Source organism: Halomonas ventosae, assembly GCF_004361885.1.
Taxonomy (GTDB): Bacteria; Pseudomonadota; Gammaproteobacteria; order Pseudomonadales; family Halomonadaceae; genus Halomonas; species Halomonas ventosae_C.
Map to the genome: position 1 here is coordinate 1 of NZ_SNWH01000005.1, position 15,588 is coordinate 15,588.

The following is a 15,588-nucleotide window of genomic DNA, read 5'->3' on the forward strand; positions in this document are numbered from 1 at the left end:
GAGGGCTTAATCGTTCTTCGTGAACCGCCGTGGTACGGAACCGTATGCCCGGTGGTGTGAGAGGACGGGGGAGGCGACTCCCCCTCCTACTCGATAGCTGTAAGCCTTAAGCTGTAAGCCATAAGAAAACCCCACGGCTTACGGCGAAGGGTGGGGTCCACTATACTGCTCTTACAGCTTACAGCTTACAGCTTACAGCTTACAGCTCAGCTTTCCGCCGCGCTCGCGGCTCGTGGCTCGGCGCTCGTTGCCTGCCGCTCAAGCAACGGCTTGAGGAAGCGGCCGGTGTGCGACGTTTCCATGCGCACCACCTGCTCGGGGGTGCCCTCGGCGATGATCCGCCCGCCGCCGGAGCCGCCCTCGGGGCCCAGGTCGATCAGCCAGTCGGCGGTCTTGATCACGTCGAGGTTGTGCTCGATCACCACAATGGTGTTGCCGTGGTCGCGCAACCGGTGCAGCACGGTGAGCAGCTGACGGATGTCCTCGAAGTGCAGGCCGGTGGTCGGCTCGTCAAGGATGTAGAGCGTCTTGCCGGTATCACGCTTGGCCAGTTCCCGGGCCAGCTTGACCCGCTGGGCCTCGCCGCCGGACAGCGTCGTGGCGCTCTGTCCCAGGCGGATATAGGAGAGCCCCACGTCAAGCAGGGTCTGCAGCCGTCGGGCGATGGCCGGCACGGGGCTGAAGAACGCCAGCGCCTCCTCCACGGTCATTTCCAGAACCTCGTGGATGTTCTTGCCCTTGTAGGCGATCTCCAGGGTCTCGCGGTTATAGCGCTTGCCCTTGCAGACGTCGCAGGGCACGTAGATGTCCGGCAGGAAATGCATCTCGACCTTGATCATGCCCTCGCCCTGACAGGCCTCGCAGCGCCCGCCCTTGACGTTGAAGGAGAAGCGCCCAGGCTTGTAGCCTCGCGAGCGCGCCTCCTGGGTGCCGGCGAACAGCTCGCGGATGGGCGTGAATATCCCCGTGTAGGTGGCCGGATTGGAGCGCGGCGTGCGGCCGATGGGGCTCTGGTCGATGTCGATCACCTTGTCGAGATGCTCGAGCCCCTCGATGCGATCATGAGCCTCCGGCGTCAGGCTGGTGGCACGATTGAGCTCACGTGCGGCGATGGGCATCAGGGTGGCGTTGATCAGCGTCGACTTGCCGGAGCCCGAGACACCGGTGATGCACACGAACAACCCCAGCGGAAGCGTAAGGGTGACGTCCTGCAGGTTGTTCCCCCGGGCGCCGGTCAGGCGCACCACGTTCTCCGGGTTGCCAGGAATGCGCCACGGCGGGATCTCGATGCGCCGGGTGCCGGCGAGGTACTGGCCGGTCAGCGACTCGGGGTTGGCGATGATTTCCTGCGGGGTGCCCTGGGCGACGATGCGCCCGCCATGCACGCCTGCGCCGGGGCCGATATCGAGCACGTGGTCGGCGGCGCGGATGGCCTCCTCGTCATGCTCGACCACGATCACGGTATTGCCCAGGTCGCGCAGGCGTTCCAGGGTCTGCAGCAGGCGGTCGTTGTCGCGCTGGTGCAGGCCGATGGAGGGTTCGTCGAGAATGTACATCACCCCCACCAGGCCGGCGCCGATCTGGCTGGCCAGGCGGATGCGCTGGGCCTCGCCGCCGGAGAGGGTCTCGGCGCTGCGCTCCAGGTTCAGGTAGTCCAGCCCCACGTTGAGCAGGAACTCCAGGCGAGCCTGGATCTCGTTGACGATCTTGACGGCGATCTCACCCTTGCGGCCGGGCAGACTGAGGGTGCCGAAGTAGCTCAGCGCCTCGCCGATGGGCAGGCGGACCAGCTGCGGCAGGGTGCGGTCGTCGACGTAGACGTGGCGTGCCTCGCGGCGCAGTCGCGAACCGTGGCAGGTGGGGCAGGGCTGAGTTGCGATGTGACGCGCCAGGTCTTCGCGTACCATGCTGGATTCGGTCTCGCGGTAGCGGCGCTGCATGTTGGGCAGCACCCCTTCGAAGGGGTGCTCGCGGGTCACCTTGCGGCCACGGTCGTTGACGTAGCTGAAGGCGATATCGTCGTTGCCGCTGCCATGCAGGATGATCTCGCGCTCGTGGCGTGCCAGGTCCTGCCAGGGAGTCTCCAGGGTGAAGCGATAGTGGTCGGCCACCGCCTGCAACTGGTTGAAGTAGTAGACGCTGCGACGGTCCCAGCCCTTGATCACCCCTTCGGCCAGGGACAGCTCCGGGTGGCTGATCAGCTTGTCGGGGTCGAAGAACTGCTGCACGCCCAGGCCGTCGCAGGTCGGGCAGGCCCCTGCCGGATTGTTGAAGGAGAACATGCGCGGCTCGAGTTCGGCGATCGAGTAGCCGCATACCGGACAGGCGAAGCGCGCCGAGAAGGCGATATCCTCATGCTCGCCGTCCATGAAATGCACGACGGCGGTACCATCGGCCAGGTTGAGGGCCGTCTCGAAGGACTCCGCCAGGCGCTGTTGCAGGCCGTCCCTTACCTTGAGGCGATCGACCACCACGCTGATGTCGTGCTTGCGGTTCTTGTCCAGCGGGGTGAGGTCGTCGAGCTCCAGCACCTGGCCGTCGACCATCACGCGCACGAAGCCCTGGCTGCGCAGCTCGGCGAGCAGCTGCAGGTGCTCGCCCTTGCGTCCCTTGACCACCGGGGCCAGCAGCATCAGCTTGCTGCCCGCGGGCAGGGTCAGCACCTGGTCGACCATCTGCGAGACGGTCTGCGCCTCGAGGTCCTCGCCATGCTCGGGGCAGCGCGGGGTGCCGGCGCGGGCGAACAGCAGGCGCAGGTAGTCGTAGATCTCGGTAATGGTACCCACGGTGGAGCGTGGATTGTGTGATGTGGACTTCTGCTCGATGGAAATCGCCGGAGAGAGTCCCTCGATATGGTCGACGTCGGGCTTCTCCATCATCGACAGGAACTGGCGTGCATAGGTGGAAAGCGACTCCACATAGCGTCGCTGCCCCTCGGCATAGAGGGTATCGAAGGCCAGTGACGACTTGCCCGACCCGGAGAGCCCGGTGACCACGATCAGCTTGTCGCGGGGCAGCTCGACGTCGATGTTCTTCAGGTTGTGGGTGCGCGCACCCCTGACCAGAATTGTGTCCATTCCCACCTCGCCGGACGCGGCAAAAGCTCGATTATACGGCCCGGCCCGCACCGGCGGCAAAGCGCGGGTCGCCATCGGCTTTCCCTGTGCCCCACCGAGCCGCTAGAATATGCGGTCACCTCCGGGTCCGAGGGGCCGTCCACGGAAGTTCGAATCGTCATGCGTAAGCTCTCAGGATTGCTGTTAGCCACCGAGCGCCGCGCCATTATCGGGCTCGCGGGGCTCTACGCCTCGCGCATGCTGGGCCTGTTCATGGTGTTGCCGGTGCTGGCCCTGTATGCCGATGAGCTGAAGGGGGCGACGCCGCTGCTGGTCGGCCTGGCGCTAGGGATCTACGGGCTCACCCAGGCGCTGCTGCAAATCCCATTCGGCCTGCTCTCCGACCGCCTGGGGCGCAAGCCGGTGATTGCCGGGGGGCTCGCGCTGTTCCTGGTCGGCAGCGTGGTGGCCGCCAGCGCCGACTCCATCGGGGGGGTGATCCTGGGGCGCTGCCTGCAGGGTAGCGGCGCCGTGGCCGCGGCGATTATGGCGCTGCTCGCCGACCAGACCCGCGAGCAGGTGCGTACCGCTGCCATGGCCAGCATCGGGCTATCCATCGGCGTGGCCTTCGCCGTGGCCATGGTGCTCGGACCCTGGCTGGCCTCCGGCTATGGCCTGGCCGGGGTGTTCTGGTTCTCCACGGCACTGGCGCTGCTTGGCCTGGTCGTGTTGTGGAAGCTGGTGCCGCCGGCCCCGCGACGGGTTCATCACCGCGACGTGGGCCTGGATCGTGACCAGCTGCGCAACATCCTCACCCGCGGCGACCTGTGGCGGATGGATGTCTCGATCTTCGCCCTGCACCTGCTGCTGATGGCGATCTTCGTTGCCGTGCCCTTCCGGCTGGTCGAGGCGGGTATCGCCATCGAGCGCCATGGTCTCACCTACCTGGGCATCATGGGCCTGGCCTTCGTGGCGATGGTGCCGCTGGTGATCGTCGCCGAGAAACGCCGGCGCATGAAGGCCATGTGCCTGTCGGCGATCACCGGCATCACGCTGAGTCTATTTGGGCTGGCCACGCTGGGTGACGGCTTCCCGGCGCTGTTCGGCTGGCTGCTGCTGTTCTTCACCGGCTTCAACCTGCTCGAGGCCACCCTGCCATCGATGCTCAGCAAGCTGGCTCCTGCCGGTGCCAAGGGCACCGCCATGGGCATCTACTCCACCAGCCAGTTTCTGGGGGCCTTCCTGGGGGGCGTGCTGGGGGGTGCGCTGGTACAGCAATGGGGGCTTTCCGCGGTGTTCATCGGCGGCGGCCTGGCGGGCCTGGTCTGGCTTTCGGTGATGGCCGGCATGGCTCCGCCGCGCCATCTGACCAGCGAGGTCGTGGCGCTCGACGACAGCCAACAGGACGCTGCCCTGGAGTCCCTGATGGCGCGCTTCGCCGAGGTGGCCGGGGTGGAAGACGTGCTGGTCGTCCCCGAGGAGCGCCTGGCCTACCTCAAGATAGACCGACAGCGACTCGACGAGCAGGCCCTGGCGCGCCTCACTGGTTCCGGGAATCACCACAGCGGCGCCTGAGCCGCGTATGATCCTGATAACGCATTCATGACAGCAAGGAGTTCCTCCATGGCCCGTGGCATCAACAAGGTCATCCTCATCGGCAACCTGGGGCAGGATCCCGAGGTGCGTTTCGCGCCCTCCGGCACCGCCGTTGCCAACCTCAACCTGGCCACCACCGATACCTGGCTGGACAAGCAGAGCGGCCAGCGCCAGGAGCGTACCGAGTGGCATCGGGTCGTGCTGTTCAACAAGACCGCCGAGATCGCCCAGCAGTACCTCAAGAAGGGCAGCAAGGTGTATATCGAGGGCCGCCTGCAGACCCGCAAGTGGCAGGATCAGAACGGCCAGGACAAGTACACCACCGAGATCGTCGCCAACGATATGCAGATGCTCGACTCCCGCGGCGGCGATGGGGGTCAGCAGGGCGGCCAGTATGGAAGTCAGCCTCAGGGCGGCGGTTATGGCGGCCAGCCTCAGGGTGGCCATGGCAACGCCGCTCAGCAGGGCGGCAATGCCGGTGGCGGTCAGCCGCAGCGTCCGGCCGCGCAGCCGGCGCCTCCTCAGCAGGGTGGCGGCCAGCAGGGGAGCAATTACGGGGAGCCGGACCCGGGCAGCTTCGACGATTTCGATGACGAGATCCCTTTCTAAGCGAGGCCAGCCGAGGAGGTGCCGTGAAGCTGCTGATCCTGGAGGCCGGGCACTGCTTGAGCCTGGCGCTGGCGCGCGAAGCCAACCGCCGCAGCGACACCGAGCTTACCATCGAGCCGGGTCTGGCGCCCCCCGGCCAGCTGCTCGACGAGCTGCGACCTGATGCGCTGGTGATCCCGCCGCTGTCGCGCCCGATCAGTGCCGAGCCGGCGGCCGTCACGGCGCATGCCGAGGCGGTCGAGGCCTGCATGGAGGCCTGCCGCGAGGCGGCTATCCCGCTGGTATGGTGCGTCTCCGATCAGCTCTACGAAGACGGGCTTGACGTTCCCATCGACGAACACGTGATTCCCGAGCCCCGCGACGACAGCCTGAGGCGGCTGATACGCACTGGCGATCGGATTCGCGCCGAGTACCCGCGCCACCTGATCGTGCGCCTGGGGCCGCTGTTCGCCCTAGAGGGCAGCCAGGCCTGGCTGAGCGAACTGCTCGATACCCTGGTGGACGGCGGCGAGGTGCGGGCAGAGTCCGACGTGATTCTCTGCCCGACCTCGGCGGATGCCGTGGCCATGGCGCTGATCGGCATGCTCCAGCAGCAGTGCTGTGGCGCCGAGGCTTGGGGCAGCTATCATCTGGCTGGCACCGAGCCGGTGAGCGCCTACACCTTCGTCTCCATGGTGCGTACCCAACTCGCCACGCGGCTCGAGGGGCGTGGCGAGCGGGTCGCACTGGGTGACGTCAACGCGCTCAATCACCACCACGACCAGCCGCTGCGTCGGGTGCTCAACTGCCGGCGGGTGCTGGATGTGTTCGGTGTCCACCAGAAGCCCTGGCGGCTGGAGGTCGGGCGGATGCTGGATACCTGGTGTCTGGGCCGAGATGATGGCGAGATCGCAGAGGAGTCGATGCTCCGATGAACGTGATCCGCAGCCTGGTCTTCTATGCCGGCTACTTCCTGGCCATGCTGGTCTGTGGCGTGCTCTTCCTGCCCCCGGCACCCTTCCTGCCTTTGCGCTCCCGCTATCGGCTGCTCAACCTCTATAATCACTTTATCATCGCCTGGTTCCGTATGACCTGCGGGGTGCGTTACGACTTCCGTGGCCATGAGCGCCTGCCCGACGGCCCCTGCGTCATCCTCGCCAACCACCAGTCCGAGTGGGAGACCATCTATCTGCAGTTGTTGCATCCGCCGGTCTGCACGGTGCTCAAGCGGGAACTGCTGAATATCCCGATCTTCGGCTGGGGGCTGCAGCTGTTGCATCCCATTGCACTGGACCGCAGCAAGCCGGCCCGGGCCATGAGACAGGTGCTGACCCAAGGCAAGACTCGGCTCGAGGAGGGGCTCTCGGTACTGATCTTTCCCGAGGGCACTCGGGTGGCCCCGGGAAGCCGGCGTCGCTACAGTAAGAGCGGTGCGGTGATTGCCTGTCGCGCCGGGGTGCCGGTGGTGCCGGTGGCTCACAATGCCGGGGAGCGCTGGCCGGGCCATCACTGGGTCAAGCGCCCGGGGCGCCTGTCGCTGGAGGTGGGCCAGCCCATCGAGACCGCCGGCCGTACCGCCGAGGCGGTGCTGGTCGAGGTGGAGGCATGGATTGAGGCCCGGCTTTCCGAGATTTCCGAGGTGCCGCGCCCGGCAACGGTCGAAGCGCCGGCCACCGAGAGTCCGGTCTGAGCGCAGTCGCGGCGTCAATGCAAGAGGCGCCCCATGAGGGCGCCTCTTGCATTGCGGCTGGCGCGCGACGGGTCAGTCGCGAACCTTCTCCAGCACCAGGCAGGCGTTGGTACCGCCGAAGCCGAAGCTGTTGGAGAGTACGCGCTCGACCTTCACGCCGTCGCGGCGCTGGGTCACGATATCGAAGCCGTCGGCCTGTTCGTCGAGGGTCTCGATGTTGGCCGAGGCGGCGATGAAGTCGTTCTCCATCATCAGCAGCGAGTAGATCGCTTCCTGCACGCCAGTGGCGCCCAGCGAATGGCCGGTCAGTGACTTGGTGGAGCTCATCGCCGGCGTGGAGTTGCCGAAGACATCGCGGATCGCCTTGAGTTCGGCCACATCGCCCACCGGTGTCGAGGTGCCATGAGTGTTGATGTAGTCGATTGGGCCATCGACGCCGGCCATGGCCTGGCGCATGCAGCGCATCGCCCCCTCCCCGGAGGGAGCGACCATGTCGTGGCCATCGGAGGTGGCGCCGTAGCCGGTCACTTCGGCATAGATCTTGGCGCCGCGAGCCCGGGCATGCTCCAGCTCCTCGAGCACCAGCATGCCGCCACCGCCGGCGATGACGAAGCCGTCGCGGGCCTGGTCATAGGGCCGGGAGGCCTTGTCGGGGATGTCGTTGTAGTGGGTCGAGAGCGCGCCCATGGCGTCGAACAGGCAAGACAGGGTCCAATGCTCCTCCTCACCACCACCCGCGAAGACCACGTCCTGCTTGCCCATCTGGATCTGCTCCATGGCACTGCCGATGCAGTGGGCCGAGGTGGCGCAGGCCGAGGAGATGGAGTAGTTGACGCCCTTGATCCGAAACGGGGTTGCCAGGCAGGCCGAAACAGTACTGCCCATGGTGCGGGTGACCCGGTAGGGGCCCACGCGGCGCAGCCCCTTCTCACGCAACAGGTCGGCGGCTTCCACCTGGTTAGCGCTGGAAGCGCCGCCGGAGCCGGCGATCAGCCCGGTGCGTTCGCTGGAGACCTGCTCCGGCGCCAGTCCCGAGTCCTCGATGGCCTGGGTCATGGAGACGTAGGCGAAGGCCGCGGCGTCGCCCATGAAGCGACGCAGCTTGCGGTCGATCAGGGCATCCAGATCGATATCGACGCTGCCGGCTACTTGGCTGCGAAAGCCCCGTTCGGCGTACTCTTCCTTGAAGCGAATGCCCGAGTGCCCGCTCCTGAGTGCCTCTAGAACCTGTTGTGCGTCGTTGCCCAGGCAGGACACGATGCCCAGGCCGGTGACTACCACTCGTCGCATGGGAGCCTCCTGTTCAGAAATTCGCGGTGGAGGTGAACAGACCGACCCGCAGGTCGTTGGCCTGGTAGATGTCGCGGCCGTCAACGGCTAGGGTGCCGTCGGCCATGCCCAGTATCAGGCGCCGGGTGATGATGCGCTTGATGTTGATGCGGTAGGTGACCTGCTGGGCATCGGGCAGGATCTGGCCACTGAACTTGACCTCGCCACAGCCCAGGGCACGCCCACGGCCGGGATGGCCCAGCCAGCCCAGGTAGAACCCCACCAATTGCCACATGGCATCGAGGCCCAGGCAGCCCGGCATCACCGGGTCGCCGGGGAAGTGGCAGTCGAAGAACCATAGATCGGGGTGGATATCGAGCTCGGCGATCAGCTCGCCCTTGCCGTGATCCCCGCCTTCCTGATAGATGTGCGTGATGCGATCGAGCATCAGCATGTTGGGGGCCGGCAATTGGGCATTGCCCGGACCGAACAGCTCGCCGCGTGAGCAGGCCAGCAGTTCTTCGCGATCAAAGGAGTGTTGCTTGGTCACTGAATCGTTCCGAGAGTCGAGATCATGGTGTGGCGAAAGCGCTCTGAGGCCGCCGGGCGGCTGCGCCTAGTCTACTGTTCACATAAGATGAATGCACGCTAAGCGGCTTTGTCCGGTTTCGTCGCTGCCTGTGGCGTTGCGGCATCTGCCCTCATGCAGCCCTCTTTCGGGAGTCGGGTGAAGCATGGGATTCAAGTTTCCCGGCTGGCGGCCGATAGCGTTTGAAGACCCTTATCAAGTCTCGTCAATGATATCGTTCAACTAGCGAGCCTCAGCCCATGTGGCCAGCCTTCTCTCTCAACCGCCCCATGCCCTGGGTGGCGCTTTCGGCCTTCACGGCCTGTATATGGCTGCCCGGCATACCGCTGCGCCTGGCTGCCGCCGCCGTGGTGGTCCTCGGCCTGGTGGATGCCTGGCGCCAGATACGTCTGGAGCACCAACGGGCACGCCTCGGTGAACAGGCCCTTTCGCTTTCGGAAGAGGGCGTTATCATCACCGATGCCGCTAATCGCATCCAGGCTGTCAACCCGGCCTTCACTCGGATTACTGGCTACGGCCTGGACGAGGTCCGCGGCCTCAATGCCAGTTCACTATCGGCGCCACGTCACGACAAGGCGTTCTTCGAGCGGTACTGGCAGGCCTTGCACGCGACGGGCCGCTGGGAGGGGGAAATCTGGAACCGGCGCAAGCAGGGTGACGAGTATCCAGAATGGCTGCGCGTCCGCGTCGTCAGCGACGAGGCCGGCCGTATCACCCACCATGTCTGCCTTTTCACCGATATCTCAATTCATAAGGCTCGCGAGCGCGATCTTCAGCGAATCGGCTTCGAGGATCCGCTTACCGGCCTGCCCAATCGCCGTCGCCTGCATGACCTGCTGGCCTCTCGCCTTCGCCATCTGCGAGCCGGCGAGAGCCTGGACATGGCGTTGATCGACATTGATGGCTTCAAGGAGATCAATGACGGTATCGGCGTTGAGCTCGGCGACCGGCTGCTCTCTCAGTTTGGGCAACGCCTGGCCAGGCATGCCGCTGGCGGTGTGGTCGGCCGACTGGGGGGTGATGAGTTTATGGTGATTCGCACCACGACTCACAGCGACCATGACAACTGGATCCAGGGGCTGCAGAACCACCTGGGCCAGCCCTTTGAGATCGACAAGCACAGCTTGCGACTGGGACTGACGATAGGCAGCTGCCGCTCTCCCGAAGATGGTCGAGAGTCCGGGGTGCTCTTCCAGCGGCTGGAGTCGGCGCTGTACAGCGCCAAGCGCAATGGTCGAAATCAGAGCCTGCGGTTTCGTCCTGCCTTGGATGTACAGGATAGCCCCCAGCTGGGGCTGCTCAACGAGCTTCGTAATGCACTGGCCGTCGGCGGCCAGCTGGAATTGCACTATCAGCCCCAGTACCGACTGGAAGATGACTGCCTGGTCGGCCTGGAGGCTCTGCTGCGATGGCGACATCCCCGAGATGGCATGATCTCTCCCGGCGATTTCATCCCTCTGGCCGAGCGTCACGGCCTGATGGCGACACTTGGCGACTGGGTCATCGACCAATCCCTCGCCCAACTCGCTCACTGGCGGAGGAAGGGTATGCCCGAGACGATGGTGTGGATCAATATCTCGGCCATGCAGCTGTTTCAGGGTGACCTGGAAACGGCCTTGGCTTCAGGCCTTGCCCGCCATGACCTGCCGGCTCGGCTGTTGGGACTCGAGCTGACGGAATCAGTCTTGCTCGACGAGCGTGCGGGCGATATCGCTCCGCGACTGGAGCGGCTGCGACAGCAAGGACACCGGATCGCCATCGATGATTTCGGCACCGGTTACTCCTCGCTGGGTTATCTCAAGCACCTCCCGCTGGACAAACTCAAGCTGGATCGTGCCTTTATTAAGGAGCTGCCCGATGATCGCGCCGATGCGGCGATCGTCTGTGCTGTCTTGGCCATGGCTCGTGGGCTCGAACTCGAGGTGATTGCCGAAGGCGTCGAGACCGAGGCCCAAAGAGACTTCCTGTTGGCCCAAGGGTGTGCCCAGGTTCAGGGCTTTTTCTACGCCCGGCCCATGGCCGCGTCGCTCATCGAGGCCCAGTGGCGTGAGCAGGCCTTAGCGGGCCAGGGTAAACCTCTTGCCCAGGCGACAGCTTAAGATCAGACAGATCAGCGCCCAGGCGAGCGCCTCGGCAGGTAGCAGCCAGGGCGCTAGCTTGACCCCGGCGAGGCGGGCGCCAGCATAGTAGGAGAGCGGCCCACTGGTGGCGCCACCGAGCATGGCCAGCCAGGGATACTGCCACAGCCAGGCCAGCGAGTGGTGGACAAGGGTGGCGAACAACGGCCAGAGCAGCCACAGCCAGATCGGCATGATCGGACGCATACCGAGCGGGTCGGCGAAATCGAAACCACCGGCCAGCGCCAGGCCGCCGTCGATGGCCAGCCCCAGCATGGCGAAGCCTGCCAGCCAGCGCCACTCCCCGGGACGCGCCAGCCAGGCCAGGTGCAGAGTGACAATCACCGCGACTATCAGCAGGCCGATGCGCGTGCCGCCCAGCACGCAGGCGAACCAGCCGGCCTGGAAGGCGGCTAGGTTGGCGAGCAGTTTCACGGCGCTGTCGGGCAGGGTGGCCATCGCGGTCACACCGCCCCGGTGAGCGGCGCCGGCCGGGCGCCGGGCTTGGCCAGCAGCAACTGGCAAGTGCCGATGGTGCGCTCCAGGAAGCCGCCCTCGCAGTAGCAGAGGTAGTAGCGCCACATGCGGATGAAGCGTTCGTCATAACCGAGCCGGCGCACGGTCTCAAGGTTGGCTTCGAAGCGGTGGCGCCACTCGCGCAGGGTGCGCGCATAGTGCAGGCCGATCTCGTTCAGGGCGATGACGTTGAGTGAGGTATGGCGTGTCAGACCATCGAGGATGGCGTGGTGCGAGGGCAGGAAGCCCCCCGGGAAGATATGACGCTTGATGAAGTCCATCTCGCGTTTGGCCGCCTCGTAGCGCTGGTCACGAATGGTGATCGCCTGCAGCATGGCCTGGCCGTCATCGGTGAGCAGCCGGTCCAGGGTTGCCAGATAGGTGGTCAGGTACTGGTGGCCCACCGCCTCGATCATCTCCACCGAGATCAAGCGGTCGTACCGACCGGAAAGCTCGCGGTAGTCCTGCTGGAGCAGGGTGATGCGCTCACCCAGCCCCTCCTCCGCGATGCGCTGTGCCGTGAAGGCGCGCTGCTCGGCGGAAAGGGTGGTGGTGGTCACACAGCAGCCGCGGGTCTTCGCCGCATGGATGGCCAGCCCACCCCAGCCGGTGCCGATCTCCAGCAGGTGGTGATGGGGCTGGACATCAAGTGTCTCGAGCATCAGGTCGAGCTTGTGGGTCGAGGCCTCTTCCAGGCTTGCCTCGGCGTGGGGGAATACCGCGCTGGAGTACATGCGGTGGTCCTGGTCGAGGAAGGTGGCGAACAGCGCATTGCCGATGTCGTAGTGGGCGGCGATGTTGCGCTTCGAGCCGCGCAGGCTGTTGCGCTGCAGGCCATACAAGGCGCTCAGCAGCCAGCGCCCGAGACGCGCCGGGCCATTCTCGATCTCGCCGTTGACCCGCTCGAGGTTGCTGGCGAACAGCCGCACCAGGGTTACCGGGTCGTCGGCATCCCAGTCGCCGTCCATGTAGGCCTCGGCGGCGCCGACGGTGCCGCCCAGGGCCAGGCGCTTCCACGCCCGGTGGTGGCGCACTACCAGGGTCGCCTGCAACGGCCCTCCCTGGCCCAAAGTGTGGCGTTGGTGGCCGTCGATCAGAATGAGATTACCGCCCTCCAGGCGATCGAGCTGGGCCAGCACCCGCGGCTTGAGCCAGCGGGTCAGGCGGTCGCCTTCGGGGGCCAGGGGGCGGGCGGTGGCGGAGCGAAGGGTGTTCACGGCGAGCTCTCCTCACGGGAAGGGGGATCGTGGCCAGGGTGGTCATGGACGGGAACGCGCTTGAGCCACAGCCGCAACGCCTCGAGGTGGATGCCGGCGAGGGTCTTGAGGCTCATCCACGGCTGGCGGGCCAGGGTCGCCAGCAGTACCGCGCGGGTCGCCGGGCGAGCTCGCAGCGACAGGGTTGCATCGAAGTGGCGCTCACCGTCCTTCCAGTTCTCCATGTGCATCGACAGGGTCTCGCCCGGGGTGTCGAAGCGCCAGCGGTAGGTCATGTCCATGGGGTTGAAGGGCGAGACGTGCATGACCTTGTCGAACTCGGCGACATGGCCACGGCGGCCAGGCGTCACGGCGCAGGCATAGCGGGTGCGCTCCCCCCAGGGCGTGTTGCTTACCTCGCCGAGCACCGCGCGCAGCTCGCCGCGAGCATCGTAGGCGTAGTAGAGCGAGACCGGGTTGAAGCCCAGCCCCAGGGTGCGCAGCTGGGTCAGCACGCAGATACGCCCGTCGGGGGCGCTGCCCAGCTGGCGCACCAGCTCCTCATGCACTGCCTGCTTGAGGGGGCGGTCGTGTGACGCCTGATCGTCGCTGAGATAGTCCTCGCGGCGAAAGCGCGCCAGGGCCGGGCGCCGCGCGCTGAAGCCGGGCACGCCGTCGAACAGCACCGGGAGCTCGTCAAGGTCGAGCCAGGCCATCCACAGGCTATACTCGAAGGCATGGGCCCGCGGCAGCAAGCGGCGATGACGCAGGGTGCCGCGGTAAATGCGCGAGCGTGGCGAATGGATCATGCCACCTGCTCCTCGCTGGTTGCGTCGGGCATGGGCGGTTGTCCCTCGCGGCGGTCGTTCTCGTCGCAGCCCAGGGCGCGGGCCACGCGCAGCGCACTCCACACGCCATCCTCGTGGAAGCCATTGCGCCAGTAGGCGCCACAGTAGTGGGTGCGGCGCTCGGGCCCGGAGATCTCGGCGTGGCGCGCCTGGGCCGCCTGGCCGGCCAGGGTGAACTGCGGGTGAGCATAGGTATAGCGGCCCAGCACCTTGGCCGGGTCGATGGCGGCGCTGTCGTTGAGGGTCACGCAGAAGGTCTGCGAAGCGCTGAGGCGCTGCAGGATGTTCATGTTGTAGGTCACCGAGACCCGAGCGTTGTCGCCGCGGCCATCCAGCCGGTAGTTCCAGCTTGCCCAGGCGCGCCGGCGGCGCGGCAGCAACCGGGTGTCGGTATGCAGCACCACCTCGTTGTCCTGATAGGGCAGCGCAGCGAGGATCTCGCGTTCGGCGGCGCTCGGGTCGTCGAGCATGGCCAGCGCCTGGTCGGCGTGGCAGGCCAGCACCACCTGATCGAAGGCCTGGATGCCGCTCGCGGTGCGTACTTCTACCCAGTCGGCATGGCGGCGCACGCCGAGGACCGGGGTGGCCAGGTGGATGCGGCCGGCACAGGGCGCGGTCAGCGCCGGGATGTAGCGGCGCGAGCCGCCCACCAGGGTGTGCCACTGGGGACGCTGGTTGACCGACAGCAGGCCGTGATGGTGGAAGAAGCGCACGAAAAACAGCAGCGGGAAGTCGCGCAGGTCACGGATGCTGGCCGACCAGATCGCCGCACCCATGGGCAGCAGATAGTGATGCTGGAAGTCGTCCCCGAAGCTATTGTCCGCCAGCCAGGCGCCCAGCGTCATGGCCGGGTCGAGCCGGCCCTCTTCCAGCGCTCGGCTCGCCTCGCGATTGAAACGCAGGATATCGCGCAGCAGGCGATGGAAGCGGGGACGCAGCAGGTTGCGTCGCTGGGCGAACAGGCTCGCCAGGGTGTGGCCGTTGTACTCGAAGTCGTGTGCGGTCTGATGCACCGAGAAGCTCATCTCAGTGGGCTGGCTGGCGATGCCGAGCCGCGCCAGCAGGCGCTGGAAATGCGGATAGGTCCAGTCGTTGAAGACGATAAAGCCGGTATCTATCGCATGTTTCCGCCCTTCCAGCTCGACATCGACGGTGGCGGTATGCCCGCCCAGGCGGTCGGCGGCCTCGAAAAGCGTCACCTCGTGGCGGCTCGACAGATACCAGCCAGCGGCCATGCCGCCGATGCCGCTGCCGATCACGGCGATGCGCTGGGCGGTGACGCGTGGCGGTGACGCTGAGAACGAGGCGTTCATGAACGAGTCTCCGGTGTGGTGCCCTGACGGGATAGGCGCAGCCCCAGGCGATGGCGCAGCTGCGCTGGCAGGATGCCCGCCAACTTGACCAGCAGCGTGAAGCGTCGCGGGAAGTGGATATCCAGGCGGCGACTGGCGAGGCCCGAGAGGATCGTCGTGGCCGCCGCGTCGGCGCTCACCCGCAAGGGCATGGCGAAGTCGTTGCGCTCGGTCAGCGGGGTCTTGACGAAGCCGGGGTGGATGAGGCTCACGTCGATGCCCTCGGTGGCCAGATCCAGGCGCAACGACTCCAGAAAGTGGCTCAGCGCGGCCTTGGAGGCGCCGTAGGCCTCGGCCCGGGGCAGCGGCAGGTAGGCCGCTGCGCTGGAGGTGGCGGCGAGCAGCGGTCGCCCGCCCTCGGCACGGGCCCGGCGCAGCAGGGGCAGGGCGGCTTCGACGCCGTAGATGGCACCGAAGAAGTTGGGCGCGAAGACCCGCTCGATCAGCTCGACATCGAAGTCGCGGGCATCCAGGTACTCGCAGGTCCCGGCATTGAGGATCACCAAATCCAGCCCCCCGAAGGCCGCGTCCAGCCGCTCGCCGACCAGGCGCACGGCCTGGCGGTCGGTCACGTCCAGCGGCAGCGGCAGGGCGTTGTCATGGCCGTCGCAGAGCTCGGCCAGGGCCGATTCGCTGCGCGCACTCAGCGCCACCCGGTGCCCCGCCTCCAGCAGGCGTTCGGCCAGGGCACGGCCGATGCCCGAGCTGGCCCCGGTCAGCCAGATGCGCTGCCTGTCGCTCGCGGTGCTCATGATCTCGCCCTCCTCGGGG

13 protein-coding genes are annotated in these 15,588 nt (G+C 66.4%); 5 read left to right on the forward strand and 8 right to left on the reverse strand.

All coding sequences use genetic code 11. From position 1 onward, the window contains the following. Positions 1–206: 206 nt before the first annotated feature. Positions 207–3,077: an excinuclease ABC subunit UvrA gene (gene uvrA, locus DFO68_RS05315; protein WP_133482645.1), complete on the reverse strand. Its 2,871-nt coding sequence runs from the start codon at positions 3,075–3,077 to the stop codon at positions 207–209. Positions 3,078–3,236: 159 nt separating this feature from the next. On the opposite strand from uvrA, the gene DFO68_RS05320 reads away from it, so the two are divergent. The 4 genes from DFO68_RS05320 to DFO68_RS05335 are packed head-to-tail and all read left to right on the forward strand — an operon-like array spanning position 3,237 to position 6,930. Further along, positions 3,237–4,631 carry an MFS transporter gene (locus tag DFO68_RS05320; protein WP_133482646.1) on the forward strand — a complete coding sequence of 465 codons (1,395 nt, stop codon included), beginning with the start codon at positions 3,237–3,239 and terminating at the stop codon, positions 4,629–4,631. Between the two features lie 48 nt (positions 4,632–4,679). Further along, positions 4,680–5,261: a single-stranded DNA-binding protein gene (ssb, locus tag DFO68_RS05325; RefSeq protein WP_133482647.1), complete on the forward strand. Its 582-nt coding sequence runs from the start codon at positions 4,680–4,682 to the stop codon at positions 5,259–5,261. Positions 5,262–5,284: 23 nt separating this feature from the next. Continuing rightward, on the forward strand, positions 5,285–6,175 hold the full coding sequence (locus DFO68_RS05330; protein WP_133482648.1) for a sugar nucleotide-binding protein: 891 nt from the start codon (positions 5,285–5,287) through the stop codon (positions 6,173–6,175). Then, positions 6,172–6,930, forward strand: coding sequence for a lysophospholipid acyltransferase family protein (locus DFO68_RS05335; protein WP_133482649.1), 759 nt, complete (start codon positions 6,172–6,174; stop codon positions 6,928–6,930). The genes DFO68_RS05330 and DFO68_RS05335 overlap by 4 nt, the downstream gene beginning before the upstream one ends. A gap of 72 nt (positions 6,931–7,002) precedes the next feature. On the opposite strand, the gene fabB is transcribed toward DFO68_RS05335, so the two are convergent. Next, complete coding sequence (gene fabB / locus DFO68_RS05340) at positions 7,003–8,220, reverse strand: beta-ketoacyl-ACP synthase I (RefSeq protein ID WP_133482650.1); 1,218 nt, start codon at positions 8,218–8,220, stop codon at positions 7,003–7,005. A 13-nt stretch (positions 8,221–8,233) separates the two neighbouring features. Next, on the reverse strand, positions 8,234–8,749 hold the full coding sequence (gene fabA / locus DFO68_RS05345; protein WP_133482651.1) for a 3-hydroxyacyl-[acyl-carrier-protein] dehydratase FabA: 516 nt from the start codon (positions 8,747–8,749) through the stop codon (positions 8,234–8,236). A gap of 278 nt (positions 8,750–9,027) precedes the next feature. Here fabA and DFO68_RS05350 point away from each other — a divergent pair, with 278 nt between their 5' ends. Further along, positions 9,028–10,887, forward strand: a complete 1,860-nt coding sequence (locus tag DFO68_RS05350; RefSeq protein ID WP_133482652.1) for a putative bifunctional diguanylate cyclase/phosphodiesterase — start codon at positions 9,028–9,030, stop codon at positions 10,885–10,887. Here the strand turns inward: DFO68_RS05350 and DFO68_RS05355 are convergent. From DFO68_RS05355 to DFO68_RS05375, 5 genes are read right to left on the reverse strand one after another with little or no spacing between them, the layout of a single operon-like run. Next, positions 10,846–11,364, reverse strand: a complete 519-nt coding sequence (locus DFO68_RS05355; RefSeq protein ID WP_133482653.1) for a DUF2878 domain-containing protein — start codon at positions 11,362–11,364, stop codon at positions 10,846–10,848. The genes DFO68_RS05350 and DFO68_RS05355 overlap by 42 nt on opposite strands. Before the next feature lie 5 nt (positions 11,365–11,369). After that, positions 11,370–12,638, reverse strand: coding sequence for an SAM-dependent methyltransferase (locus DFO68_RS05360; protein WP_133482654.1), 1,269 nt, complete (start codon positions 12,636–12,638; stop codon positions 11,370–11,372). Next, complete coding sequence (locus DFO68_RS05365) at positions 12,635–13,426, reverse strand: DUF1365 domain-containing protein (RefSeq protein ID WP_133482655.1); 792 nt, start codon at positions 13,424–13,426, stop codon at positions 12,635–12,637. The genes DFO68_RS05360 and DFO68_RS05365 overlap by 4 nt, the downstream gene beginning before the upstream one ends. Next, on the reverse strand, positions 13,423–14,778 hold the full coding sequence (locus tag DFO68_RS05370) for an NAD(P)/FAD-dependent oxidoreductase (RefSeq protein ID WP_133482656.1): 1,356 nt from the start codon (positions 14,776–14,778) through the stop codon (positions 13,423–13,425). The genes DFO68_RS05365 and DFO68_RS05370 overlap by 4 nt, the downstream gene beginning before the upstream one ends. Next, positions 14,775–15,569, reverse strand: a complete 795-nt coding sequence (locus DFO68_RS05375) for an SDR family NAD(P)-dependent oxidoreductase (protein ID WP_133482657.1) — start codon at positions 15,567–15,569, stop codon at positions 14,775–14,777. Before DFO68_RS05375 ends, DFO68_RS05370 begins: the two co-directional genes overlap by 4 nt. Positions 15,570–15,588 lie beyond the last annotated feature (19 nt).